Below are 25,655 nucleotides of genomic sequence, written 5' to 3'. Positions count from 1 at the left end.
CTTGCATAACGCCGCCCGCCTGACAGTAAGCACAAGGTCCGCCCGTTCAATTCGGCCTTTGGTGAGAGCGGTTCGCAGCGATCGGACCGACGAGGCACCCCGTTTCGCGATCCCGCCCTGCGATCCCGGCCCATCTCGGCCGTCTTGTGCGGATTGTGCAGAGCGTTTCCGCCGCCCAATGACCGCGATCCGGCATTCCTGCCGCCCGTTCAAGGGCTTGTCCGGGTTCGTTCGCGTACCTCCGTTGTGCAGCCCCTGCCCGGTCCGGGGGTCCGCCTCCCCTGCCCGGCCCCGCACCGGCCCCGCACCGGCAGGAACAGGACACCATCGCGCACATCGCGGCGATGGCGGCACGAGAGAGGGCGGAGAGCGGGAGACGATGAACGAAGGCTAGCGCAAAGCCGGACCCCCAGCAAGAACGGGCGCGAAATTGCCCCTTGGCGGGGGACGGCGACGGAGTCATGGTGGCGGTCCGCGTTCATGCATCGTTCCCATTGCCCATCGTTCCCATTGCCCATCGTTCCCATTGCCCGGCCGCTCCCCGATGACCGACACCAGCCTGGATCCGCGCTCCCAGCCCGCCACCGTCGACGCCATGGGCGGCGCGGCTCCCATCTTCCGCGGGGTACGGCGGGCGCTGGCCGCGCGGGGCTTCGCCAGCCTGACCGAGTTCCGCCTCGCCAGCGGACGGCGCGCCGACGTGCTGGCGATGGACGAGGCCGGCACCGTGGTGATCGTCGAGGTGAAGAGCGGGGTGCCCGACTTCCGCTCCGACCAGAAGTGGCACGAGTACCGCGACTGGTGCGACGCCTTCTATTTCGCGGTGGACGACGGATTCCCGACAGAACTGATCCCCGGGGACTGCGGCCTGATGGTCGCCGACGCCTACGGGGCGGAGGTGCTGCGCGAGCCGCCGGCCAGCCGGCTCGCCCCCGCCCGGCGCAGGACGCTGATCCTGCGCGCCGCCCTGATGGGGGCGGCGCGCCTCCACCGGATCGAGGATCCCCTGTTCTCGCAGTCGCAGCCGACCGTCTGAGCGGCTAGACTGGGGAGCATGAGCGGGACTGGCAGCGGGACGGGGGGCGCGGAGCATGAGCGGGGACGGGAAACCGGCGGCGGGCGGCGGCCTGCGGGTGCTGCTGGTGGAGGACGAGCCGGTCGCCCGGATGGCCGCCACGCTGCTGCTGAAACGGCTCGGCCATCAGGTGGAGGCCGTCGCCGACGGGCCGGCGGCGCTGTCCACCCTGCAGGCGGGCGGCGGCTGTGACCTGCTGCTGCTGGATCTCGGCCTTCCGGGCCTGGACGGCGACGAGGTGGCGCGTCGCGTGCGTACGCTGCCCCTCTCCGGCCCGGCCCCGCGCATCCTGATCCTGACGGCGACCGCCGTGGCCGCCGATCTGGAGCGCTGCCGGTCCTGCGGGGCCGATGGCGTGCTGCAGAAGCCGCTGACGCCCGAGCTGCTGGCATCCGCCCTGCGGGGAATGGCGCCCCTGCGGGAGACGGCCGCACAGGACGCCTCACAGGACGCCTCACAGGACAAGGCCTTCGACCCGTCGGTGTTCGCCGTGATGCGGGAGAGCCTGCCCGCCGAGCGGGTCGCAACGCTGATCGCCAAGACCGCGGCGACGCTCGCCCAGTACCGCGCCACGCTGGAGGCGGCCCGGACGGCGGGTGACCGCACCGCCGTCGCGGCGATGGCCCACAAGATCGCGGGCGTGGCGGGCATCTACGGCTGCGCCGCGCTGCGCCGGGCGGCGCAACGGCTGGAAGCCACCGCGACCAGCGAGGCCGCCGAAGCCGCCTACCGCGAGATGGACGCCGCCTTCGGCCCGGCGCTGTCCTGGCTGGAGACGATGGCGGGCTGAGAAGCTCCCCCTCTTCCAGCCTCCCGCCCGGCCTGCCGGGGCGGACGGAAAAATGCCCCTCGTCCCGGTGGGAGGAGGGGCATTTCCTGCGGCTGCCGGCTCGGGAGACGGGCCTTACATCTTTTCCGCGACGGTGATGGTGGTGCAGCGGTGGCCGTGGCGGGTCAGCTCGCTGCAGGCCTTGCGGGCCGCCTTCTCGTCCAGCCCCTGGAGCTGGGCGCGGAAGACCTTCTCGCCGCCGGTCTTGCTCTCCACCACCGAATGCTTGGCCCCGCGCAGCAGGAAGGGCGCCTGCTTGATCGCCTGGGCGAGCGCCTTCTGGCTGGCGGCGCGGCTGGAATAGGAGCCGACCTGGACGCCCCACCTGCTGGCCTTGGCGGCCGGCGCCGGAGCCTTGGCGGAGGCGACGACCGTCCGGGTCTGGCGCACCGGCTTGGCCTTCACCGGGGTCTCGACCTCGTCGTCGCCCTCGGCGCTGTCGTCGGGGGCGCTGCGGCTGGCGACCAGCGGCGCCTCGTCCTTCGGGCTGCGGTGCGGCTTGCCGAAGGCCTGGTCCAGCAGGGCGGCCATCCGGTTGTCGCGCGAGACGGCCGACTTGCCGCCCATCACCACCCCGACCAGCCGGCGCCCGTCGCGCGTCGCCGAGGCGGCGAGGTTGAAGCCGGAGGCGACGGTGTAGCCCGTCTTGATGCCGTCCATGCCCTCGTACCGCGACATCAGGCGATTGTGGTTGGGCAGGGTGCGCCCGCCATAGACGAAGTTGCGGCGGCTGAAATAGGGATAGTATTTCGGATGGTCGGCCAGCATGGCGCGCGACAGGGTCGCGAAGTCGCGGGCCGTCGTCACCTGCTCCATGTTCGGCAGGCCGGAGGCGTTGCGGAACACGGTGTTGCGCATGCCGAGCTCCCGCGCCTTGCGGGTCATCATCTCGGCGAAGCGGGCCTCGCTGCCGCCCAGCGCCTCCGCCAGCACCACGGCGGCGTCGTTCGCCGACTTGGTGACGAGCCCGAGGATCGCGGTCTCCACCTTGATCGTCTGGCCGGCGCGCAGGCCGAGCTTGGTCGGCGACATGCTCTCCGCCCAGGCGGAGACCGGCAGCGCCTGGTCGAGCGTCAATCTCCCCTCGTCCAGCGCGTCGAAGGTGAGGTACAAGGTCATCATCTTCGTCAGCGACGCCGGATGGGTGACGGCGTCGGCATCCTGCTCGATCAGCACCTCCCCGGTCCGGGCGTCGACGATGATGGCGGCGGCCTTCGCCGCCAGCGCCTCGACCGACGTCAGGACGGTGCCGGACAGTGCCGCGACGGCGATGAGAGTCTGCGCAAGACGCCTGATGCGCCGCCCGCCCGACGTTTCCGGCTCGCGTAAGGCGAACGAAAACAGTCCGGTTCGAACGGTGCTGCGCGACACTGTCATGATGCCCCCGCCAAAGGCTAATATTTGGTGATTGGTACAATGGTAAATTCGTGGTGAATCAGTGTCTAGCAGGAATTCGTTAATTTCCTGCTTCGGGATTTGCCGCCGGGCTGTGACCAAAATGGGCCGCGGGCGGGACGGGGCGGGGCAGCGGACGCCGTTCCGGCTTGAAACGCGGCGGGCGGAAGGCGAATGTCTTAGGCACCGGCCCTCCCGCGACGGAGCGCGGCCGGATCGCGGCGTGGAGGCGAGGCGACGGCATGGATGGACAGTCACGCTCACGGACCGGATCGGCGGTCGGCCGGATGGCCGGGCGGCTGATCGGGCGCTCGGCCGGGCGTTTGCCGCGGCGCGGATGGCGCATGGCGGTGCTGGCCGGCGCCGCGGCCCTGCTCGCCGGCTGCAGCGCCATGGGGCCGACCGACAACCCGGTCGCCCGCAAGCTGACCTGGTTCAGCTATCTGAACGGCGACGACCTGCGGGTTTCCTGCGGCCGCGACGGCACCGACCGCTTCCGGCTGGTCTTCAACGCCGACTACAACCGGCACATCCGCACCTACGACATCACCGGCGACCGCGAGCGCGGCGGCGCGGCGGTCGAGGCGCGGGTGATCGAGGCGACCGACCTCGCCCGGCTGTCGCCGCAGGATCCGCTGTCGGCCGCCCGCGGCTCCACCTCGCGGATCGAGCTGACGCCCCACCAGTTCGCCTATTTCATCGCCGGGCTGCGCAGCAGCGGCGTGTTCGAGGCGCCGCCCAACGGGCTGCGCCTGCCGTCGAACGGGGTCTACTGGCTGGTCAACGGCTGCCAGGAGGGGCACTGGTTCTTCAACGCCTTCCCCTACCCCTCCGGCCGCTTCGCCGACATCCGCTTCCCGGAGGCGCTGCGCGACGCCGACCGCACCGGCATCCCCTTTCCCGACCTGCCGCCGCCGAGGAGGCGGCGCGCAGCCTGCCCAGCGGCAGCCGGCAGGCGGAGGGCGGCGTCTTCTTCGAGCTGGAGGTGGCGGACGCCGGGCTGGTGGGGCCGACGCACCTGTTCGGCCCCTGGACGCTGGGGAACTTCCTGGCCCGCTAGGGGGTCAGGCCGGCTCCTCCGCCAGCTTGCGGGCGGTGCGCAGGCTGTCGGGCACCAGCGTCTCCACCCACGGGCCGTCCGGCATGCGGCGGGCGAGCTCGGTGATGTTGCGGTTCCACCACTGGCGCTGTTCCGCCAGGTCGTCATAGTCGTAGTTCGACTGCCGCCAGGTGCGCTGGGCCGCGTGGTAGGACACCATGTCGATGGGGAAGCCGACGTCGTTGCTGGAGAAGCGCGTGCTGTCGAAGGACAGGTAGGCCAGCTTCAGCGCCGTCTGCATGTCGGTCTGGTAGGTCAGCGCGCGGTCGAGGATCGGCTTGCCGTAGGCGGTGGCGCCGATGGAGAGGTAGGGCGTGCGCTCGTCCACCTCGATCCAGTTGCCCTCGGGATAGACCAGGAACATGTAGGGCTCGCGGTCCTCGGCGAGCTGGCCGCCGACGATGGCGTGCAGGTTGAAGTGCAGCTTGGACGCCTCCAGCGACTCCTTGTCCTCGGCCGCGACCTGGCGCAGGCAGGTGGTGAAGGCCGACACCGCGTCCAGCATGGTCGCATAGGTCTCGCCCCGGCGCTTCAGCATGTCGCGGCGCATATAGGCCAGCGTCTTGTCGCGCACGCTGCGCAGGCCGGAGTTCATGATGAAGAACCGGTCGCCGCCGCTGCCCATCATCGTCACCTTGCGCGCCGACGACAGTTGCGAACCGCTGGTGATGCGTCCGTCGGACAGCCCGATCAGCCCGTCGCGGGTTTTGATGCCGAGGCAATAGGTCATGACAAATCCATTTCCTGATGATGACGTAATGGAAAGGGTGCGACGGTTGGACGCACGCTTACTGACGTTTGGCCGAAGCGCGCCGGACGCGCGGCGCGGGTAGAATAGGACTACCGGCGGTAAAGTCTTCGTTAAGGACTCACCGCCGCCGGTTTGCCGTGCCGGCAGCATGCAGGGACAGCCGGTCTTGCGGCAAGACGTGACAGCGGGCGGCAGGAATTGTGCGTTGCACAATTTTTATGTTGACTCTCTTCTTCCCTGGCCTTAGTTTCAGCCATGCTGCATTGCAGCATTTTCCGGCCGGTAAGGGGACGGGGCGCCCGGTCGCGGCGGCAGGATGCCGTTGCGGTCCGACGACCCGCAATGCATGCCAAGGGCCGGATCGAAGACAAGGCCCAAGACCGTCCGGCCGGACCAGCCCGGCCGGCTCGCATCGGGCACCAATCGGGCACCCATCGGAAGGAACGCAAGCCATGACCGTCGCGACCAAGACCAAGTCCCCGGCCACCGCCATCGAGGAGGTCGCCACCCAGGCCAAGGAGCAGTATGAGGGCTTCGTGAAGGCCGGCCAGGAGCAGGTGGTGAAGCAGTTCGAGCAGACCGCCGCCGCCCTGAAGGAGCAGGCCGACAAGACCATCGCCCAGTTCTTCAAGGGGTTCGAGGACCTCCAGGTGCTGAGCAAGGGCAACGTCGAGGCGCTGATCGAGAGCACCACCACCGCCGCCAAGGGCGCGGAGGATCTGGGCCGCGAGGTCGCCGCCTACACCCAGGCGTCGCTCGACAAGTCGATCACCACCGGCAAGGCCCTGCTGGCCGCCAAGACGCTGCAGGAAGTGGTGGAGCTGCAGAACAGCTACGCCAAGTCCAGCTTCGACGCGATGGTCGCCGAGGCCACCCGCCTGCAGGAGATGTCGGTCAAGGTCGCCAACGCCGCCTTCGCCCCGCTGAACGCCCGGCTGAACGTCGCGGTCGAGAAGCTGTCCAAGCCGCTGGCCGCCTGACGGACCGGGCTTCGGAGCCCGGCACCGCTCCGCGAGCCCTTCCCTTCACGCGGCGGGCCCGGCCCGGCATCCTCCACGCGGGGTGCCGGGCCGTTCCGTTTCCGGCGGACACGGCAGGGCCGCCGGCCATCTTCGCCGGCTGCCCATCTTCTCCGGCCATTGTGCAGCGCACAAAATCACATTGACAAAGCGGCGGGAGCTGCCCTAAATAAGGTCATGCTGCATTGCAGCATATCTCGGATGCCTGCCCGAGCGGGGTCCGAGGGACTCAACCCAGTCCGCGCCCGGCCGCCGCATCCGCGGGACCGCGCGGTTGACCCCTTGAGAGAGCGCGAGGAGCCCAGACATGTCCGACAAGATCGCCGCCGCCACCAAGACCATCGAAGACGCCGTCACCACCGCCAAGCAGAACCTGGAAGGCCTGGTGAAGGCCCAGCAGGAGCAGGTGGAGAAGGCCTCCGCCCAGATCCTCAAGGGCTTCGACGAGCTGACCGCCCTCACCAAGGGCAACGTCGACGCCGTGGTGAAGTCCGGCACGATCGTCGCCAAGGGCGCCGAGGAGGCCGGCAAGCAGGTCGCCGCCTTCACGCAGTCCTCGCTGGAGAAGAGCGTCGCCACCGGCAAGGCCCTGCTGGCCGTCAAGACCATCCAGGAGCTGGTCGAGCTGCAGAACGCCTACGCCAAGTCGAGCTTCGACGCCCTGGTCGCCGAGACCACCAAGCTGCAGCAGCTCACGGTGAAGGTCGCCAACGAGGCGCTCGCCCCGATCAACGAGCGGGTGAACGTCACGGTCGAGGCGATCGCCAAGCCGGTCGCGGCCTGATCCCCGCCCGCGGCATTCCAGCCCACGGCGCGGTCCGGTGAGCGGCGTCCCCGACCCGGGAGACGCCGGCTCCGGTACACAGCGCCCGACGAGATACGCGCGCCGCCTGGCCGCGCGTTTGTCCGGAGAAACCCGGCGGCCCCTGCGGTCGCCGGGTTTCTTCGTTCCGGGCCGCCGGCGCCCGGAATCGCCGCAATTCGCCCTATTCGGTGGTAGTTCGGTGCGTCGCGTTCCGAACGGGCCTCTCCCAAATGGGGAGAGGACGCAATCCGCCCCTTCCCACCGCGGCAGGAGTGATCATATCATCTCTCAAGATGCGCATCGCGAAGACACTTGGCTCCTGACCATGGCCGACCCGAACAAGCAAGGCAACGAGGGCACCAACACCGGCGTGGTCGTCAAGACCAAGCCGAAGACCAAAAAGCCCTCGATGTACAAGGTCTTGATGTTGAACGACGACTACACACCTATGGAGTTCGTCGTTCACGTTCTCGAGCGCTTCTTCAGCAAGTCGCGCGAGGAAGCGACGCGGATCATGCTGCATGTGCACCGGCGGGGTGTGGGCTTGTGCGGCGTGTTCACCTACGAGGTGGCGGAGACGAAAGTCACGCAGGTGATGGACTTTGCTCGCCAGCACCAGCACCCGCTGCAATGCACGTTAGAAAAGGATTAGACCCACACATGCTGTCGCGTAACCTGGAACAGACGCTGCACCGAGCCCTGGCCCACGCGAACGAGCGCAGGCATGAATACGCGACGCTCGAACACTTGCTGCTCGCGCTGACCGAGGACTCCGATGCGATGGCTGTCTTGCGTGCCTGCGGTGTCGATTTGGACCGCCTGCGCGCCGAACTGTCGGACTACCTCGACAACGAGCTTGCCAACCTGATCACGAGCAGGCCCGATGATGCCAAGCCGACGGCTGGCTTCCAGCGGGTGCTGCAGCGTGCTGCCATCCACGTCCAGTCGTCCGGACGTGAGGAGGTGACGGGAGCAAATGTGCTCGTCGCCTTGTTCTCTGAACGCGAGAGCCACGCGGTCTATTTCCTGCAGGAGCAGGAGATGACCCGGTTCGACGCGGTGAACTACATTTCTCACGGAATCGCGAAGGCGCCGGGCCGCTCGGAAACCAAGCGAGTCTCTGGAGCCGACGACGAGGCGGCGGCGGAGAAGGTCGTGAAAAAAGGCAGCGAGGCCCTGGAGGCCTATTGCGTCAATCTGAACAAGAAGGCGGCAAGCGGCAAGATCGACCCGCTGATCGGCCGGGAGCAGGAGGTCGAGCGGACCATCCAGATCCTGTGCCGCCGGTCGAAGAACAACCCGCTCTACGTCGGCGACCCCGGTGTCGGCAAGACCGCCATCGCCGAGGGGCTGGCCCGCCGCATCGTCCACGGCGAGGTGCCGGAGGTCCTGAAGAACGCGACGATCTTCGCGCTCGACATGGGCTCCCTGCTCGCCGGCACGCGCTACCGCGGTGACTTCGAGGAGCGGCTGAAGGCCGTCGTCTCGGAGCTGGAGGCGACGGAGGGGGCGATCCTCTTCATCGACGAGATCCACACCGTCATCGGTGCGGGCGCCACCTCCGGCGGTGCCATGGACGCGTCCAACCTGCTGAAGCCGGCGCTCGCCTCGGGCTCGCTGCGCTGCATCGGGTCGACGACCTACAAGGAATACCGCAACTACTTCGAGAAGGACCGGGCGCTCGTCCGGCGCTTCCAGAAGATCGACGTCAACGAGCCGTCGGTCGAGGATGCGGTGAAGATCCTGCAGGGCCTGAAGCCCTACTACGAGAAGCACCACCGCGTCCGCTACACCAACGACGCGGTGCGCTCGGCGGTCGAGCTGTCGGCGAAGTACATCGGCGACCGCAAGCTGCCGGACAAGGCGATCGACATCATCGACGAGGTCGGCGCCGCCCAGATGCTGCTGCCCGAGTCCAAGCGGAAGAAGACGATCTCGGTCAAGGACGTGGAGGCGGTGGTCGCCAAGATCGCCCGCATCCCGCCGAAGTCGGTCAGCCGCGACGACAAGGAGACGCTGCTGAACCTGGAGCGCGACCTGAAGACCATGGTCTTCGGCCAGGACAAGGCGATCGACGCGCTGGTCTCCGCCATCAAGCTGGCCCGTGCCGGCCTGCGCGAGCCGGAGAAGCCCATCGGCAACTACCTGTTCACCGGCCCGACCGGCGTCGGCAAGACCGAGGTGGCCCGCCAGCTCGCCATGACCCTCGGCATCGAGCTGACCCGCTTCGACATGTCGGAGTACATGGAGCGGCACACCGTGTCGCGGCTGATCGGCGCCCCTCCGGGCTATGTCGGCTTCGACCAGGGCGGCCTGCTGACCGACGCCATCGACCAGCACCCGCACTGCGTGCTGCTGCTGGACGAGATCGAGAAGGCGCACCCCGACCTGTTCAACATCCTGCTGCAGATCATGGACCACGGGAAGCTGACCGACCACAACGGCAAGACGGTCGACTTCCGCAACGTGATCCTGATCATGACCTCGAACGCCGGGGCCGCCGACATGGCCAAGCCCGCCATCGGCTTCGAGCGGGAACGCCGCGTCGGCGAGGACATGGAGGCGGTCGAACGGCTGTTCACGCCGGAGTTCCGCAACCGCCTGGATGCGATCATCCCCTTCGCGCCGCTGACCCAGGAGGTCATCAGCCGCGTGGTGGACAAGTTCGTCATGCAGATGGAGGCGCAGCTCGAGGACCGCGGCGTGACCATCGAGCTGAACGACGACGCGCGCGAGTGGCTGGGCAAGAAGGGCTACGACCCGCTCTACGGCGCCCGCCCGCTGGGCCGCGTGATCCAGGAGTACATCAAGAAGCCGCTGGCCGAGGAGCTGCTGTTCGGCAAGCTCAGCAAGGGCGGCCTGGTCAAGGTCACGGTGCAGGACGACAAGCCGGCCTTCGAATTCACCGAAGGGTCGCGCAGCAAGCGCGGCTCCGGCGACGAGGACGAGGAAGGCGTTGTTCACGAGCTGGCGGAATAACCGCCGCCCGGGGCATCGCGAGCGCGACAGGGGGCCAGCCGGCCCCCTTTTCTTTTGGGCGGCGGGGATCGGGCGGGGCATGACGCCGGGGACACCGCAAAGGCGCAATCGGACCGGCTGCCTTTCCCGACCACCGCCCCCAAGCGCACTACCCGCCCCTGCGCAACCTGCGCTATGGTCGCGCCATGACGACCCTTCCCCCGGCGGCGGACGCCGCCCCTTCCCTGTCCGCGCCGCTGCCGGCGCCCGAGGACCTGCGGCTCGCCTTCGTCTGCGCCGATACCGACGAGGCCCGCTCGGCACGCACGCGGCTGGTACACCGCTACGGCAACGTGCCGCTCGACCAGGCGGACGTCATCGTGGCGCTGGGCGGCGACGGGCTTCTGCTGGAGACGCTGCACCACGCGCTGGCGCGGCGGCGGGACCGGCCGCTGCCGGTCTACGGCATGAACCGGGGATCGGTCGGCTTCCTGCTGAACACCTACCGCGAGGACGAACTGCCGGAGCGGGTCGCCAAGGCGCAGCACGTCACGCTGCACCCGCTGCAGATGATCGCCACGCGGGTCAGCGGCGAGCAGGTCACGGCGCTCGGCATCAACGAGGTGTCGCTGCTGCGCGAGACGCGACAGGCGGCGAAGCTGCGCATCACGGTCGACGGGGTGGTGCGGCTGCCCGAGCTGATCTGCGACGGCGCGCTGGTCGCCACCCCGGCCGGCAGCACCGCCTACAACCTGTCGGCCCACGGCCCCATCGTGCCGCTCGGCGCCGGCGTGCTGGCCCTGACGCCGATCAGCGCCTTCCGGCCGCGGCGCTGGCGCGGCGCCCTGCTGCCCCACACCGCCGCCATCACCTTCGAGATCCTGGAAGAGGCCAAGCGGCCGGTCAGCGCCGTCGCCGACTTCAGCGAGGTGCGCGAGGTGCTGCGGGTGGAGGTGCGCGAGAGCCGCGACATCGCGCTGACCCTGCTGTTCGACCCCGAGCTGAACCTGGAGGAGCGCATCCTGAAGGAGCAGTTCGCCCCCTGAGGCAGGCCGCCCTACTCCGCGGCGGCCACCGCCACGCGGGAGACGGCGTAGTCGGCGATGCGGCGGACCAGGACGGCCATATGCCCGCGCAGCCGCTCGAAGCCCTCCGTCCGCTCCAGCGTCTCCTCGTTCATGTAGAGGCGCCGGTTGATCTCCAACTGGATGGAGTGGCGGTTCTGCGCCGGAATGCCGTAGCGGGCGATCAGCTCGACGCCCTTGTAGGGATCGTTGACGGCCACGCCGTAGCCGAAGCCACGCAACGTCTCGGCCACCATGGCGACGAAGCCCGGCTCACTGGTGGTGCCGTCACGGTCGCCGATGACGAAGTCGGCCAGCGCCGCATTGGCCCTGCCGGTCGGGCTGTTGGACGGCATGGAATGGCAGTTCAGGTGCCAGACCCCGCCGAAGCGGGTCGCCAGCCCGTCCAGGATGCTCGCCATCTGGAAATGATAGGGCCGGTAATAGCGGTCGATGCGGTCCAGCACCTCGGCCACCGGCAGGCGGCCGTCATACATCGGCAGACCGGGCCGGCAGAGCGTGCGGATCAGGCCGATGCCGGCGGTGCTCTTGTCCGTCGGGCGCAGCGGCTCCGGCCAGGGACCGTCGAGCAGCGCCGGGTCGATGTCGTCGGCCGCCCGGTTTACGTCGATGAAGCTGCGCGGGAACAGCGCGCAGAGCAGCGTCGCGCCGCTGTCGGGCGCCGAGGCGAACAGCTCCTCGACGTGGGTGTCCTCCGCCTGGCGCAGGAGGGACAGCGGGCAGGAGAAGTGGAAGCTCGGCGGATAGACGGTGCCGCTGTGCGGCGAATCGAACAGCACCGGCACACGAGGCCCGGTCGGATCGTTGCGGACGAGAACGTCCTCGATCACGAAGCTCATGCTTTGACCCCGGCGGAACGGTTGACGATTACGGCACTGAATTATCGTCCGGTATAGCCCAAGCCCGGCGGACCGTCGACTCAAAACCGTCACACAGACGGCAGGGGATCCGGGCCCCTCGGTTGTGCCTTCTCGGGTGCGGAGGACTGGCGCGGCCCCGTCGGCTCGGCCATATTGGAGGGCGTCCGTCCCGGAGCCCGCCCGCAGAGCATGCCTTGACCGACGCCCTTCCCCCCATCGAACTGGCCGCGCCGGACATCACCCCCCATCGGCGGGGCAACACCGGCATCGACTATGTGACGACCCTGGCGGCCGACCGGCCGGGGCCGCATCTGGTCGTCACCGCGCTGATGCACGGCAACGAGATCGCCGGGGCCATCGCGCTGGACCAGATCTTCCGCATGGGCTTGCGGCCGTCGCGCGGGCGCCTGTCGCTGGTCTTCGCCAACACCGCCGCCTATCGCGCCTTCGAGCGGGAGAACCCCTACGCCTCGCGCTTCATCGACGAGGACATGAACCGCGTCTGGGCCGACAGCCTGCTGGACGGGCCGCGCGACAGCCTGGAAATCCAGCGGGCGCGCCAGCTCCGCCCGCTCTACGACACCGCCGACGTGGTGCTCGACCTCCACTCGATGAGCGCCCACACCCCGCCGCTGACCCTGTGCGGCCGGACGGCGCGCGGACGGGCGCTCGCGCTGCGGCTCGGCTATCCCGCCTGGGTGGTGGCGGACGAGGGGCACGCCGCCGGCCGCCGGCTGATCGACCGCGACGCCTTCATCGACCCCGCCGGCGAGCGCACCGCCATCCTGGTGGAATGCGGCCAGCACTGGCGGCAGGAGACCGCGGTGGTGGCGCTGGAAAGCTGCCTGAGGATGCTGCTGGTGCTGGACATGGTCGAGCCCGACGCCGTCCGGCCCCGCCTGATGACGCGCGGCGAGCCGCAGCACGTCGTCGAGGTGACGCAGGCGGTCACCGTGGCGAACGAGGGCTTCCGCTTCCTGGAGCCCTTCGTCGGCATGGAGGTGATCGAGCGGGCCGGCACCCTGATCGGCTGGGACGGCGACATCCCGCTGCGCACGCCCTACGACCGCTGCGTGCTGATCATGCCGGCCCGCCGCCCGCGGCCGGGGCAGACGGCGGTGCGGCTGGGCCGGATGACCGGCTGAGACCTGCGGTCACTTCGCCGCCGGCTTGCCCTTGGTCCATTGCGGGTTGGCGTCGTAGAGCGGCACGGTCGAGATCGACATCTTGGCCGAGGCGTCCTTCACCTGACGGCTGTAGACCACATAGACCAGCGTGTCGTTCGCCCGGTCGTAGATGCGCCGGATGGCGATCGACTTGAAGATCAGGCTCTTGCGTTCGGAGAAGACCTCCTCCCCCTTCTGCGACAGCTCGATGTCGCCGATGGTCAGCGGCCCGGTGCGGCGGCAGGAGATGGAGGCGTTGGACGGGTCCTCGAACCAGTTGCCCTTGGTCAGCCGGTCGATGACGCTGCGGTCGAAATCCACCAGATGGCAGGTGACGCCCTTCACCTTGGGATCCTCGACGGCCTGGACCTCCAGCCCGTTGCCGGTCCAGTCGTTGGAGAAGCGGCCGACCACCCCGTCCGCCGCCCGGGCTGCCCCCATGGGCGCCAGGGTGGGCATCAGGGCAAGGCCGAGAACCAACAGGCCCCTGCAGACGTTCATCCAGGCAGACGGGCTGCGCTTCGCACGAGATCGCATCGAACAGGCTCTCCGGTCGTCACTGGCCGGCACGGCCGCGGGGCGCGGGTCCGGACCACCCCCTAGATCGGGCGGCTGCCTGCGCCAGTCAAGCATGCCGTCCCGGGAGCCGCTTGCCGCGCGATGATCGACCGCACCCCCGCCGCCCGCCTCTCCCCCGCCCAGAGCGGCAGCCCGCTTCCGCCGGCCGCCGGCACGCCCGAACCCGCGACCGATCCGTTGCCCGCCCCCGCCCACCGGCGCGATCCCGCCCGCGTGGCGACGGTCGGGCTGTTCGTCATCGCCATCCTGTTCACGCTGCATTTCGGGCGCGACGTGCTGCTGCCGATCATGCTGGCGCTGATCCTCAGCTTCCTGCTGCGGCCGCTGGTGCGCGGGCTCTACCGGATCGGCATCCCGGAGAGCCTGGGGGCGGCGATCATGGTGATCGCGGTCTTCGGGTTGGGGCTGCTCGCCGTCTATACCCTGTCGGGTCCGGCGGCCGACTGGGTCAACCGCATGCCGCGGGTGATGCACGAGCTGGAGTTCAAGCTGGGTGACCTGCGCGAGGGCATCCAGCGCGCCCGCGAGGCCTCGCGCCAGATCGAGCAGATCGCCAGCAGCAGCGCCGGCGACCCCAACGGCCCGGTGCGCGAGGTGGTGCTGCGCGGCCCCTCGCTGGTCGAGCAGGCGATGCGGCAGGTCGAGGCGGTGATCGCCAACGTGGTGATCCTGCAGGTGCTGCTCTATTTCTTCCTGGCCCGCGGCCGGCAGAGCCTGGAGGCGCTGATCGGCACCATGCGCAACGTCGACGACCGCGTGCACTACGCCATGGTCGCCGCGACGGTGCAGCAGAACATCGCGGCCTATCTGCTGACCATCACCGTCATCAACGCGGTGCTGGGGCTGGCGACCGGCCTCGTCATGTGGATGTGGGGTCTGCCGAACCCGGCGCTGTGGGGGGTGATGGTCATGCTGATCAACTACATCCCCTTCATCGGGCCGGCGGTGATGACCGGAGTGTTCTTCCTGGTGTCGCTGATGACCTTCGACGGGCTGCTGGCGATCGTGCTGCCGCCGCTGTCCTTCGTGGCGCTGACGACGCTGGAGGGCAATTTCCTGACCCCGATGATCGTCGGCCGCCGCCTGTCGCTGAACCCCATCGCCGTCTTCGTGTCGATCCTGTTCTGGGGCTGGCTGTGGGGGATCCCCGGCGCGCTGCTGGCCGTGCCGATCCTGGCGATCCTGAAGATCCTGTTCGACGCCCACGAGCCGCTGAAGCCGGTGGGCGCCCTGCTGGGACATTGAGGCGGACCGGGCCCGGAAGACCCGGCGGGGCTATGCCCGCATCGGGGTTCCGGGGTTCCGGTCGGGCCTGAGCCGGCGGACCATTCCGGCCAAGCGCAAGAGTTTCCCCGGCGCCGGCGGGAACGCCGATCCCCTACTTCTTCGCCGGGAGGGGCAGGACGATGCAGCGGGACAGCACCGGGTTGCCGGTCATCTCGCGGTAGTTCCTGGCGATCACCGGCTCGGCGGCGCGGCACTGCTCCAGGCTGGCGAACTCGATGGTCGTCGGGCCGCCCTGGTTCAGCAGGAACAGCAGCATGATCACGCGCTCCATCGCTCAGCCCTCCAGGATGCGGCGGGCGTCGGCGGCGTCGCGCCCGATCTGCTGCTTCAGCTCGTCGAAGCCGGCGAACTTGCGCTCCGGCCGCAGGAACTCGATGAGCTGCACCCGCAGGTGCTGGCCGTAGAGGTCCTCGCTCATGTCGAAGAGATGGGCCTCCAGCCGCTCGACGCTGCCGCCGACGGTCGGGCGGGCGCCGAGGTTGGCCACCCCCTTGTGCCAGACCGTCGCGGCGCCGCGGTCCACCCCGGCACGCACGGCATAGACGCCGAAGGCCGGGCGCAGATACTCGCCGAGCTCCAGGTTGGCGGTGGGGAAGCCGATGGTGCGGCCCCGCTTGTCGCCGTGCAGGACGCGCCCCTCGATCTCCCAGGCGCGGCCAAGGACATGGGCGGCCTCGCGCGGGCGGGCGGCGGCCAGCGCCTCGCGCACGCGGGTGGAGGAGTAGATGCCGCCCTGCGGATCGGCGACCGGCCCGACCTCGGTCATCCCGAAGCCGTGCAGCACGCCCATGCGGGCCAGCAGGGCCGGGTTGCCGGCGCGCTTGTGGCCGAACAGGAAGTCGTAGCCGCAGACGACGTGGCGCACGCCCAGCCCCTTGACCAGCACCTCCTCCACGAAGGCCTCGGCGGTCTGGTGCAGGAAGCTGTCGTCGAAATGGCAGACGACGAGCTGGTCCACCGCCAGCTCTTCGACATGGCGGGCCTTGACGCGGAAGGGGGTCAGGCGGAAGGGCGGGTCGTCGGGGCGGAAGACGCTGCGCGGATGCGGCTCGAAGGTCATCACGGTCGACGGGCCGCCGATCTCGCGCGCCAGCGCCTTGGCGGTGCCGATCACCGCCTGGTGCCCGTGATGCACGCCGTCGAAATTGCCGAGCGCCACGATGGCTCCGCGGGCCTCGGCCGGCAGGTCGGCGGTGTGTCTGTACAGTCGCATGCGCGCCCCGATGCTGGGCGTCCGGCGGTTGCCCGGCCGGACGCTGGACCCGGCGGACCGTTGGCCGGTCCGCCGCCTCGGGCGACTATATAGAACGGAGGCGGCGCGGGGTAAACGCGCCGGGACGGGTTTGCCGGGTCGGCCTTGCGGCCGGCCGCCGGGTCAGCCGCGGGAGGGCACCATCAGCAGCGCCTCGCCTTCCACCACGACGGTGTCGCCGACGGTGCAGACGGTCTTCATGACGACGCGGCGCTTTTCCGGGACCAGCTCGGTCACCGTGGCGCGGGCGGTGACGGTGTCGCCGGCGCGGACCGGGGCCTTGAACTTCAGGTTCTGCGTCATGTAGATGCAGCCCGGGCCCGGCAGGCGGGTGCCGAGCACGGCCGAGATGAAGCCGACGGTCAGCATGCCATGGGCGATGCGGCCGCCGAACATGGTGCCGCTGGCATATTCCTGGTTCAGGTGGACCGGGTTGGTGTCGCCGGAGATGCCGGCGAACAGCACGATGTCCGCTTCCGTCACCGTCTTGGCGAAGGAGGCCGTCATGCCGACGGCGAGATCCTCGATGCAGTAGCCCTCGGTGTCCTTGTGGACCTGACGAACATCGTCCATCACACGCTTCCTTCGCTCTCCGGCGCCGATCCCAGGCGCAGACCTGACCATGATGCGGCGCAATATGTGCACCGCAACGACTTCATGGCACCACGAGTCCCGCAAAAAAGCAAAGAAATCCCTAAGACCGCGAAGCAACGGTGAAAACGGCCGTACGGTTATCGGACACGCCGGGCAACGTTATGTTTACGAAGCAAACCACGGCGGTCGCCCGCGGTTACTTCCAGCTTTGCGCCGGGGGGCCGAATCTCATAGCTCACAGCGACTTAGCCTGGGCAAAGCCGTATCTCCGACACCGCCTCCGGCCGGCCCGGAGGTCCCGCGGCGGCGGTGCCGACGCGGTGCAGCAAACCTCCAGCGAAGATGGATCGTTGCGGTTCGATAACAAGCGCGTGACGGTTATAAGGCCGGGAAGCGGCGGCGGCTGCCGCGGGCAGCGACTCGGAGGCCCCCGCCGGGGAGCGCCGACGGAAGACGCCCCCCGCGGGACCGGGTCAGCGGTCACCCGCCGCGCCCCTGCCGCCGCGCGATCCGCCGGAGGACTCATCGGGGCGCTCCGCCACCTGGACCGGCCGGCTGGCGGCGGCGCGCGGGTCGGTGGCGACGGCCTTGGCCTCCACCTTCTCCTTCACCTCCTCGGTGGGCTGCTCGGAGGGCTTGGCCTCCACCCGCACCGGCACCACGCCGTCCTCGACCATGCCGAGGTCGTGGGCGGCCTTGCGCGACAGGTCGATCACCCGGCCGCCGACATAGGGGCCGCGGTCGTTGACGATGACCTCGACGCTCTTGCCGTTCTCCTGGTTCGTCACCGTCGCCTTGGTGCCGAGCGGCAGCACGCGGGAGGCGGCGGTGCGCTTGTTCTGGTTCATGCGCTCGCCACTGGCCGTCTTGCGGCCGTGGAACTTGCCGCCGTAGAAGGACGCCTTCCCCTGGTGCACGATGACCGGCTCGCCGTTCGCGCGTTCCACCTTGAGGGCCGGGGTGCGCGCCTTGTCCTTCGCCAGCGCGGGCGTGGCGAGCGGCAGGGCGCACAGGGCCGCAACGAGGATGCGGGCCGTAATCCGGGGCGTGTTCACCAAAAAGAATGACTTCATGTCTTCACCTCCTCACGGAGGCAGGAAACGATGAAATTCGTCAGGAGTTCCGCCGGCCGTCGTGGTAGAGATGATCCCGAGGGCGTGTTCCGTTCGCCATCCGAAAGGCCAAGTGACGAGGAAATCCATGCTGCCACAGCAGTTTGACTGGCTGAGACTGAGCGACGGCACGAGGCTGCGCTCTGCCTGTTGGACAGGGCATGGAACAATACGGGGTACCGTGCTTCTGGCAACCGGAAGAGCAGAGTTCATCGAGAAATACGCGGAGACCGCGTCGGCCCTGGTGGAGCGGGGCTTTCAGGTGGTCGCCTTCGACTGGCGAAACCAGGGATTGTCGGACCGCCCGCTGGCCAACCCGCAGATCCATCATCTGAACGATTTCTCGACGCTGGCCGACGACCTCGACCAGGTGCATGCCCAGGCGGTGGTGCCGCGCGCCGGCGACCGGCCGGTGTTGCTGATGGCCCATTCCATGGGCGGCATGGCGGCGACGCTGCTGCTGGCCCGCCGCCCCGACCGCTATGCCGCCGCGGTGCTGTCGGCCCCGATGTACGACATCGCCACCGCCCCCCTGCCCCGCTCCGCGGTGCGGGTGCTGGCGCGGCTGTTCTGCCGGATGGGCCGGGGGGAGCGTTACGCCTTCGGCCAGCACGACTACGACCCGGCGGAAGGCGAGTTCCGGCCGGACAACTCCATCACCTCCGACCCCGGGCGCTACGCCGCCTTCCACACGCCCTTCCGCGAGCGGCCGGAACTGCGCGTCGGCGGCGTCAGCTTCGGCTGGGTGCGGGCGGCGCTGCGCGCGTCGGACCTGGTGCAGAACACCCTGCCGCTCGCCCAGGTGAAGACCCCGGTGCTGCTGCTGAGCGCCCCCGGCGACCGGGTGGTGAAGGCCGCCGCCCACTGGGCCGTGGCGCGGCGGATGCCGGCCATGACCGTGCTGGACTATCCCGACGCGAAGCACGAGCTTCTGATGGAGCGCGACGCCATCCGCGACCGGGTCTGGGCGGACATCGACGCCTTCCTCGCCAGGACCGTGCCCGCCCCGGTGCCGGCCGCCGCCCGATAGCACTCCGTCCCCGACAGGTCCCCGCCATGCCCGATTTCTGGAGAGAGTCCGGTTACCATCTGCTGGAGCGCGATGCCCAGGGGCATCTGGCGGTCACGCCGGACTTCCTGCGCGCCTATCTGCTGCGTCCGGAGATGCGCCCGCCCGAAGAGGCCTGCCCGGCCGAGCGGACGCTGCATGCCGGCCTGATGGAGGACCCCGGCCGCCCGGTGCCCGACGCGCTGGTGGAGGTGCTGGCCGATCCCGACGCCCGCGACAACTGGCGGGTCTGGCTCGCCTTCCGCGACCGCCTGCTGGCCGCCGGCACGCTGGAGGGCTGCTATCTGCGCCTGTTCCGCGAGGGGGTGCGCGGGGTGCCGGGCCTGTTCGTCGACCAGCTCGTCCATGCCATCGTCCGCGGCCTCCTGGACGGGACGCCGTCCGGCCTGCGCGCCCGCGCCGGCGAGCTGCTGTTCCGCGAACAGACCGTGTCGGTGGATGACGGGCGGGTGCGGCTGGCCGACCGCGAGACGGTGGAGATGATGGCCGCCACCGGCGGCTTCGGCAGCCTGGGCCGGCTGGTGGTCGAGGCCGGCACCGCGCCGCGGCAGGTCGAGCTGGACATCCTCGACGAGACCAACCACCCCGCCTATTGGGAGCGCGACCAGCGCCACGACACGGTGCTGGACGTCACCTTCGCCGCCGCCGGGCTCGACGCGCTCGCCCGCGTGCTGGAGGGCTGGGTGGCGCATTTCCTCGGCGTCACGGTGTCGATCCAGCCGGTGCAGCAGATCCGCGACGACCGCTGGGTCTGGCATGTCGGGCTCGACGGCGAGGCGACGGCCATCATGAACGACCTCTACAACGGCGTGGAGGTCGGGCAGGAGCGGCTGGCCCGCATCCTCGCCCTGTTCCGGCTGGAGTTCGCCGATCCCGCCGACATGCGCCCCGACCTCGCCGGCCGGCCGGTCTATCTCGGGCTGGCGATGACGGACAAGCGGCTGCTGAAGCTGAAGCCGCAGAACCTGCTGGTCAACCTGCCGCTGGCGGACCGGGTGTGACGCCGCGTTCATGTCTCTTCAATATTTCCGTCACACCATCAAGGCCATGTCTCGTCTTGGGACAGAGCCGCGGCGCCTGCCGCGGCGCAACCCGGCCGCACTGCAACACATCCGGAACTCATCCGATTATTTGATCCAGCCCGCTCCGTAGCAAAGAATGCAACCCGGGTCCCGTGAACCGCCGGCAAGGCGCCGCGGTCCTCCCGGCAATGCATCGGTCGCCGTCCGGACGCGGGCCGCGCGGTTCCGACAATGGGAGGAAATGGACCATGTTTTTTTCCCGCGACAAGAACAACGGCGACTCCGAATTGCTGGCCCTGCTGAACCGCCATGCCGGCGTCGGCCTGTGGGATGCCAAGCTGCACAACGGCGACCCCGCCCATCCGCAGAGCAGCTGGCGCTGGTCGGCCGAGTTCCGCCGCCTCGTCGGCTTCGAAAACCCATCGGACTTTCCCGACGTGATGGCGTCCTGGGCCGACCGGCTGCATCCGGACGACGTGCAGCCCACCTTCGCGGCGTTCGGCGCCTGCCTCGCCGACCGCAGCGGGCGCACCAACTACGACGTCGCCTACCGGCTGCGCATGAAGAACGGCACCTACCGCTGGTTCCGCGCCATCGGCGGCGTCGCCCGCGATTCGTCGGGCACGGCCCAGCGGGCCTGCGGCTCCCTCATCGACATCCATGACCAGAAGATGGCGGAGCAGGAGAAGAAGGACCAGCTGGCCGCCCTGGCCTCCCGCTTCGAGGCCAACGTGATGAACGTCGTGCAGATGGTGTCCGGCTCCACCACGGAGATGAGGGAGTCGGTCCAGGTGATGTCGTCCTCGGCCCGCGAGGCGGCGGAGCAGACCCAGAGCGTCGCGAATGCCGCGAGCCAGGCGACGACCAACGTGCAGACGGTCGCCGCCGCCGCCGAGGAGCTGTCGGCCTCGATTTCCGAGATCAGCCGGCAGGTCACCGAGGCGGCCCGCGTGTCGGCCACCGCCTCCGACGAGACGGCGCGGACCAACACGATGGTCGTCGGCCTCGCCGCCGCGGCCGCCAAGATCAGCGAGGTGATCAAGCTGATCAACGACATCGCCAGCCAGACCAACCTGCTGGCGCTGAACGCCACCATCGAGGCGGCGCGGGCCGGCGAGGCGGGCAAGGGCTTCGCCGTGGTCGCCAACGAAGTCAAGAGCCTCGCCAACCAGACCGCCAAGGCGACCGAGGAGATCAGCACCCAGATCACCGCCGTGCAGGAGGAAACCCGGCGCACGGTCGAGGCGATCAAGAGCATCGGCACGGTGATCGACCAGGTGCGCCAGATCTCGTCCGGCATCGCCGCCGCCATCGAGGAGCAGGGCGCCACCACCCAGGAGATCGCCCGCAACGTGCAGGCGGCGGCGCAGGCCACCCGCGGCGTGTCCAACACCATCGACAGCGTCAGCCACTCCGCCGCCAACACCGGGCGGTCCGCCGACTCGCTGCTGGCGACCGCGGGCACCCTGTCGCAGAACGCCGACCGGCTGCGGAGCGAGGTCAGCAGCTTCCTGTCGAGCGTGCGGGCCGGCTGACCCGCGTCACCTCCGCCCCCCCGCGAACAGACAAAGGGCACGGCTTTCGCCGTGCCCTTTTCTGCTGCGCCGGGGATGGGCCGGCTCATGCGGCGGAGGCGCCCGTCCGCCGCCGCATGCCCTTTCCGGCCGGAGCCGAGGCCCCGGCCGATCTCGCTTGCCCTGATCAGCTGCAGCCGGTGGTCGAACCGCAGCTGTCGCACTTCAGGCAGGTGCCGTTGCGCACCAGGGTCATGTTCCCGCACTCGCCGCAGGGATCGCCCTCATAGCCGCGGGCGCGGGCCTCGCGGATGCGGTCGAAGCGCTGGTCGCTCGTGCTGCCGCCATAGGCCGTGCCCGTCACCGAGGAGGCGGTGGCCACCCCGACCGCCGTGGCGGTGGAGACCGCCGGGCTGGCCGCGACGGCGCTGGCCGAGGCGGTGGCCGTGGCGGCGACGCCGTCGGTGCCGGTGGCGAGCAGGGCCTGGGCGGCCGACACCCGCTGGGCCTGACCGCCGTCGAAGACGCGCAGGTTCAGGTTGTTGCGGACATAGCCGGTGGAGGTCACCTTGCGGACGATGTCCGACGGCTGCACCGTGTCGGCCGGCAGGTCGCCCTGGCGGTCGCCCGTGCCGACGGTGAAGGGGATCAGGTCCTCCGGCGTGGCATGGGCGAGGTCGCTGCGGCCGAGGTAGGAGATGGCGATCTCGCGGAAGATGTAGTCGATGACCGAGGTCGCCATCTTGATGGTGTCGTTGCCGCTGACCATGCCCGACGGCTCGAAGCGGGTGAAGGTGAAGGCCTCCACGAACTCCTCGAGCGGCACGCCGTACTGCAGGCCGATCGACACCGCGATGGCGAAGTTGTTCATCAGCGACCGGAAGGCCGCACCCTCCTTGTGCATGTCGATGAAGATCTCGCCCAGCCGGCCGTCCTCATACTCGCCGGTGCGCAGATAGACCTTGTGGCCGCCGACGATCGCCTTCTGGGTATAGCCCTTGCGGCGGTGCGGCAGGCGCTCGCGGGAGGAGGCCTTCCGCTCGATGATCTTCTCGACCACCTTCTCGACGATGCGCTCGGACACGATCTGGGTGCGGGCGGCGGTGCCGGCCTCGGCGATCGCCTCGGCGGTCTCGCCGTCCTCGTCGTCCAGCACCGCGGCCTGCAGCGGCTGGCTGAGCTTGGAGCCGTCGCGGTAGAGCGCATTGGCCTTCAGGCCCAGGCGCCAGGACATCAGGTAGGCGTCCTTGCACTCGTCGACCGTCGCCGCGTTCGGCATGTTGATGGTCTTGGAGATGGCGCCGGAGATGAAGGGCTGGGCGGCGGCCATCATGGTGATGTGGCTGGCCCAGGACAGGTAGCGCTTGCCGATGCGGCCGCAGGGGTTGGCACAGTCGAAGACCGGCAGATGCTCCTCGCGCAGGTAGGGAGCGCCCTCCAGCGTCATGGCGCCGCAGCAGAAGGTGTTCGCCGCCTCGATGTCGGCCTTGGCGAAGCCCAGGTGCGACAGCAGGTCGAAGCCCGGCGCGTCCAGCGTCTCGGCCGGGATGCCCAGCGTCTCGACGCAGAAGGCGGCGCCGATCGTCCACTTGTTGAAGACGAACTTGATGTCGAAGGCGGTGGCGAGGCTGCCCTCCAGCTTCTCCAGCACCTCGTCGGTGAAGCCCTTGGCCTTCAGCGCGGCATGGTCGATGCCTGGGGCGTTGCGCAGCGTGCCGTGGCCGACCGCGTAGAGCTCGATCTCCTTGATCTGCTCCGGCGTGTAGCCGAGCGTCTTCAGCGCCTCCGGCACCAGCCGGTTGACGATCTTGAAGTAGCCGCCGCCGGCCAGCTTCTTGAACTTCACCAGGGCGAAGTCCGGCTCGATGCCGGTGGTGTCGCAGTCCATGACCAGGCCGATGGTGCCGGTCGGGGCGACGACGGTGGCCTGGGCGTTGCGGAAGCCGTGGACCTCGCCCAGCTCCAGCGCCTCGTCCCACACCCGCACGGCGGCCAGCGCCAGCTCCTGGTCCGGGCAGAGGTCGGCGACGAAGGGCACCGGCCTGACGGTCAGCGCCTCGTAGCCGTCCATCTCGCCGTTGGCGGCGCGGCGGTGGTTGCGGATGACCCGCAGCATGTGGTCGCGGTTCGCCTCATAGCCGGGGAAGGCCCCCAGCTCCTGCGCCATCTCGGCCGAGGTGGCGTAGGCGACGCCGGTCATGACGGCGGAGATGCCGGCGCAGTAGGCGCGGCCCTCGTCGGAGTCGTAGGGCAGGCCCGACGCCATCAGCAGGCCGCCGAGGTTGGCGAAGCCGAGGCCGAGCGTGCGGAACTCGTAGGAGAGCTGGGCGATCTCCTTCGAGGGGAACTGCGCCATCAGCACGGAGATTTCCAGCACGACGGTCCACAGGCGGCAGGCATGCTCGAACGCCTCGACGTCGAAGGACCCGTCCTTGCGGCGGAACGACATCAGGTTCAGCGAGGCGAGGTTGCAGGCCGTGTCGTCGAGGAACATGTACTCCGAGCACGGGTTCGAGGCGTTGATGCGCCCCGAGGCCGGGCAGGTGTGCCACTCGTTGATGGTGGTGTCGAACTGCACGCCCGGATCGGCGCAGGCCCAGGCGGCATAGCCGACCTTCTCCCACAGGTCGCGGGCGCGGACGGTCTTGTGGACCTTGCCGGTGGTGCGGGCGATCAGGTTCCAGTCGGCGTCGTCCAGCACCGCCTGCACGAAGTCGTTCGACACGCGCACGGAGTTGTTGGAGTTCTGGCCGGCCACCGTCAGGTAGGCTTCGGAATCCCAGTCGGTGTTGTAGGTCTTGAACTCGATGCTCTTGAAGCCCTGCGACGCGAACTGGACCACGCGCTGGATGTAGTTCTCCGACACCTGGTCGCGGCGGGCGGCGAGGATCGCCTTCTTGAGCTCCTTGTTCTCCTTCGGGTCGGTGCCGGACTGCGCCGCGGCCATGACGGCCGTCAGGTGCTTCTGGCAGACCTTGGAGCCGGTCACCAGGGCGGCGACCTTCTGCTCCTCGGTCACCTTCCAGTCGATGTAGGCCTCGATGTCCGGGTGGTCCATGTCCACCGTGACCATCTTGGCCGCCCGGCGGGTGGTGCCGCCCGACTTGATGGCGCCGGCCGCGCGGTCGCCGATCTTCAGGAAGCTCATCAGGCCCGACGACTTGCCGCCGCCGGCCAGCTTCTCACCCTCGCCGCGCAGGCGGGAGAAGTTGGAGCCGGTGCCCGAGCCGTACTTGAACAGGCGCGCCTCGCGCACCCACAGGTCCATGATGCCGCCCTCGTTGACGAGGTCGTCGGCGACGGACTGGATGAAGCAGGCGTGCGGCTGCGGGTGCTCGTAGGCCGAGGCCGAGGAGGTCAGCAGGCCGGTCTTGAAATCGACGTAGAAGTGGCCCTGGCTGGGGCCGTCGATGCCGTAGGCCCAGTGCAGGCCGGTGTTGAACCACTGCGGGCTGTTCGGCGCCGCCATCTGGGCGGCCAGCATGAAGCGCAGCTCGTCGTTGAAGGCGCGGGCGTCGGCCTCGGTATCGAAATAGCCGCCCTTCCAGCCCCAATAGGTCCAGGTGCCGGCCAGCCGGTCGAAGACCTGCTTGGCGGACTGCTCGCCGACGTAGCGCTTCTCCTTCGGCAGGGCCGCCAGCGCCTCCTGGTCGGCTTCCTTGCGCCACAGCCAGGAGGGAACGGTGTTCTCCTCGACGCTGCGAAGGGCTGCGGGAACGCCGGCCTTGCGGAAATACTTCTGGGCCAGGATGTCGCTGGCGACCTGGCTGAAGTTCTCCGGCACTTCGATGTCGGTCTGCGAAAACACCACCGATCCATCGGGGTTCCGGATCTCGCTGGTGGCCCGGCGGAAGCCGATCGCCGCGTAGGCATCCTGACCCTCGATCGTGAAACGACGCTGGATCCGCATGATGAAACGCTCTCCCTCTGGCTGCAGTCCGGACCTGCGGGCGATAGGGCGCAGCTCTCGCTGGCCGCCGGACGCTAGATCCTGTACGTTGGGCGCATCCTAGACACCCAGGGCTGGGCGGGGCAAGTTCGATATCTACATCTTGTGCTCCTTTCTTGCTTGACGTCCCAAAATCTAGGCCCTGGCTCGTGAACGCCGTTGCGGCGCCGCCGGTTCCGCCCCTCTCCGAAAAAAGACTTCCCAAGGGCGTGGAGGCCCGGCGCGCCGTCCGGAC

At 69.3% G+C, this 25,655-nt stretch carries 21 protein-coding genes; 12 read left to right on the top strand and 9 right to left on the bottom strand.

Annotated features, from left to right (window positions below):
* Nucleotides 1-544 precede the first annotated feature (544 nt).
* Nucleotides 545-1,036, top strand: coding sequence for an MmcB family DNA repair protein (locus tag DEW08_RS09610; protein WP_109326582.1), 492 nt, complete (start codon nucleotides 545-547; stop codon nucleotides 1,034-1,036).
* A gap of 55 nt (nucleotides 1,037-1,091) precedes the next feature.
* A complete protein-coding gene (locus DEW08_RS09605; RefSeq protein WP_109326581.1) occupies nucleotides 1,092-1,865 on the top strand; it encodes a response regulator in 774 nt (257 codons plus the stop codon).
* Nucleotides 1,866-1,979: 114 nt separating this feature from the next.
* Here DEW08_RS09605 and DEW08_RS09600 read toward each other — a convergent pair whose 3' ends face one another.
* Both DEW08_RS09600 and DEW08_RS09590 read right to left on the bottom strand, forming a co-directional pair.
* Nucleotides 1,980-3,281, bottom strand: a complete 1,302-nt coding sequence (locus DEW08_RS09600) for a D-alanyl-D-alanine carboxypeptidase (protein WP_109326580.1) — start codon at nucleotides 3,279-3,281, stop codon at nucleotides 1,980-1,982.
* A gap of 1,082 nt (nucleotides 3,282-4,363) precedes the next feature.
* Nucleotides 4,364-5,128 (bottom strand): proteasome-type protease, encoded by a 765-nt coding sequence (locus tag DEW08_RS09590; protein ID WP_109326579.1) that lies wholly within the window; start codon nucleotides 5,126-5,128, stop codon nucleotides 4,364-4,366.
* 473 nt (nucleotides 5,129-5,601) lie between these two features.
* On the opposite strand from DEW08_RS09590, the gene DEW08_RS09585 reads away from it, so the two are divergent.
* The 5 genes from DEW08_RS09585 to DEW08_RS09565 all read left to right on the top strand — a co-directional run bounded on the left by DEW08_RS09585 (nucleotide 5,602) and on the right by DEW08_RS09565 (nucleotide 10,977).
* Nucleotides 5,602-6,129 (top strand): phasin family protein, encoded by a 528-nt coding sequence (locus tag DEW08_RS09585; protein WP_109326578.1) that lies wholly within the window; start codon nucleotides 5,602-5,604, stop codon nucleotides 6,127-6,129.
* A gap of 346 nt (nucleotides 6,130-6,475) precedes the next feature.
* A complete protein-coding gene (locus DEW08_RS09580) occupies nucleotides 6,476-6,952 on the top strand; it encodes a phasin family protein (protein ID WP_109326575.1) in 477 nt (158 codons plus the stop codon).
* A gap of 346 nt (nucleotides 6,953-7,298) precedes the next feature.
* A complete protein-coding gene (gene clpS / locus DEW08_RS09575; protein WP_109326574.1) occupies nucleotides 7,299-7,625 on the top strand; it encodes an ATP-dependent Clp protease adapter ClpS in 327 nt (108 codons plus the stop codon).
* An 8-nt stretch (nucleotides 7,626-7,633) separates the two neighbouring features.
* The gene (gene clpA, locus DEW08_RS09570; protein ID WP_109326573.1) at nucleotides 7,634-9,952 is read left to right on the top strand and encodes an ATP-dependent Clp protease ATP-binding subunit ClpA; all 2,319 of its coding nucleotides are present in this window, start codon (nucleotides 7,634-7,636) and stop codon (nucleotides 9,950-9,952) included.
* Nucleotides 9,953-10,137: 185 nt separating this feature from the next.
* Entirely contained in the window at nucleotides 10,138-10,977 is an 840-nt protein-coding gene (locus tag DEW08_RS09565; protein ID WP_109326572.1) for an NAD kinase, read from the top strand.
* An 11-nt stretch (nucleotides 10,978-10,988) separates the two neighbouring features.
* On the opposite strand, the gene DEW08_RS09560 is transcribed toward DEW08_RS09565, so the two are convergent.
* Nucleotides 10,989-11,855 carry an N-formylglutamate amidohydrolase gene (locus tag DEW08_RS09560; RefSeq protein ID WP_109326571.1) on the bottom strand — a complete coding sequence of 289 codons (867 nt, stop codon included), beginning with the start codon at nucleotides 11,853-11,855 and terminating at the stop codon, nucleotides 10,989-10,991.
* 215 nt (nucleotides 11,856-12,070) lie between these two features.
* Here DEW08_RS09560 and DEW08_RS09555 point away from each other — a divergent pair, with 215 nt between their 5' ends.
* On the top strand, nucleotides 12,071-13,021 hold the full coding sequence (locus tag DEW08_RS09555; protein WP_109326570.1) for a M14 family metallopeptidase: 951 nt from the start codon (nucleotides 12,071-12,073) through the stop codon (nucleotides 13,019-13,021).
* Between the two features lie 9 nt (nucleotides 13,022-13,030).
* Here DEW08_RS09555 and DEW08_RS09550 read toward each other — a convergent pair whose 3' ends face one another.
* A complete protein-coding gene (locus DEW08_RS09550; protein WP_109326569.1) occupies nucleotides 13,031-13,579 on the bottom strand; it encodes a CreA family protein in 549 nt (182 codons plus the stop codon).
* A 123-nt stretch (nucleotides 13,580-13,702) separates the two neighbouring features.
* Here DEW08_RS09550 and DEW08_RS09545 point away from each other — a divergent pair, with 123 nt between their 5' ends.
* On the top strand, nucleotides 13,703-14,866 hold the full coding sequence (locus DEW08_RS09545) for an AI-2E family transporter (protein ID WP_109326567.1): 1,164 nt from the start codon (nucleotides 13,703-13,705) through the stop codon (nucleotides 14,864-14,866).
* 133 nt (nucleotides 14,867-14,999) lie between these two features.
* On the opposite strand, the gene DEW08_RS09540 is transcribed toward DEW08_RS09545, so the two are convergent.
* The 4 genes from DEW08_RS09540 to DEW08_RS09525 all read right to left on the bottom strand — a co-directional run bounded on the left by DEW08_RS09540 (nucleotide 15,000) and on the right by DEW08_RS09525 (nucleotide 17,827).
* Nucleotides 15,000-15,179: a hypothetical protein gene (locus DEW08_RS09540; protein ID WP_109326566.1), complete on the bottom strand. Its 180-nt coding sequence runs from the start codon at nucleotides 15,177-15,179 to the stop codon at nucleotides 15,000-15,002.
* A 3-nt stretch (nucleotides 15,180-15,182) separates the two neighbouring features.
* A complete protein-coding gene (locus DEW08_RS09535; protein ID WP_109326565.1) occupies nucleotides 15,183-16,121 on the bottom strand; it encodes a bifunctional riboflavin kinase/FAD synthetase in 939 nt (312 codons plus the stop codon).
* A gap of 162 nt (nucleotides 16,122-16,283) precedes the next feature.
* A complete protein-coding gene (locus DEW08_RS09530; protein ID WP_109326564.1) occupies nucleotides 16,284-16,733 on the bottom strand; it encodes a MaoC family dehydratase in 450 nt (149 codons plus the stop codon).
* A gap of 494 nt (nucleotides 16,734-17,227) precedes the next feature.
* A complete protein-coding gene (locus DEW08_RS09525; RefSeq protein WP_109326563.1) occupies nucleotides 17,228-17,827 on the bottom strand; it encodes a septal ring lytic transglycosylase RlpA family protein in 600 nt (199 codons plus the stop codon).
* A gap of 220 nt (nucleotides 17,828-18,047) precedes the next feature.
* Here DEW08_RS09525 and DEW08_RS09520 point away from each other — a divergent pair, with 220 nt between their 5' ends.
* From DEW08_RS09520 to DEW08_RS09510, 3 genes are all read left to right on the top strand, one after another.
* Nucleotides 18,048-18,896 carry an alpha/beta fold hydrolase gene (locus DEW08_RS09520; RefSeq protein WP_245986548.1) on the top strand — a complete coding sequence of 283 codons (849 nt, stop codon included), beginning with the start codon at nucleotides 18,048-18,050 and terminating at the stop codon, nucleotides 18,894-18,896.
* A 26-nt stretch (nucleotides 18,897-18,922) separates the two neighbouring features.
* Entirely contained in the window at nucleotides 18,923-19,936 is a 1,014-nt protein-coding gene (locus DEW08_RS09515) for a DUF6352 family protein (RefSeq protein WP_109326559.1), read from the top strand.
* A 269-nt stretch (nucleotides 19,937-20,205) separates the two neighbouring features.
* Nucleotides 20,206-21,492, top strand: coding sequence for a methyl-accepting chemotaxis protein (locus DEW08_RS09510; RefSeq protein WP_109326558.1), 1,287 nt, complete (start codon nucleotides 20,206-20,208; stop codon nucleotides 21,490-21,492).
* A 166-nt stretch (nucleotides 21,493-21,658) separates the two neighbouring features.
* Here DEW08_RS09510 and DEW08_RS09505 read toward each other — a convergent pair whose 3' ends face one another.
* On the bottom strand, nucleotides 21,659-25,381 hold the full coding sequence (locus DEW08_RS09505) for a vitamin B12-dependent ribonucleotide reductase (RefSeq protein ID WP_109326557.1): 3,723 nt from the start codon (nucleotides 25,379-25,381) through the stop codon (nucleotides 21,659-21,661).
* Nucleotides 25,382-25,655 lie beyond the last annotated feature (274 nt).

The organism is Azospirillum thermophilum (assembly GCF_003130795.1).
GTDB lineage: Bacteria > Pseudomonadota > Alphaproteobacteria > Azospirillales > Azospirillaceae > Azospirillum > Azospirillum thermophilum.
The sequence above is the reverse complement of the archived record's forward strand: the minus strand, read 5'-3'. Positions and strand labels throughout refer to the sequence as shown.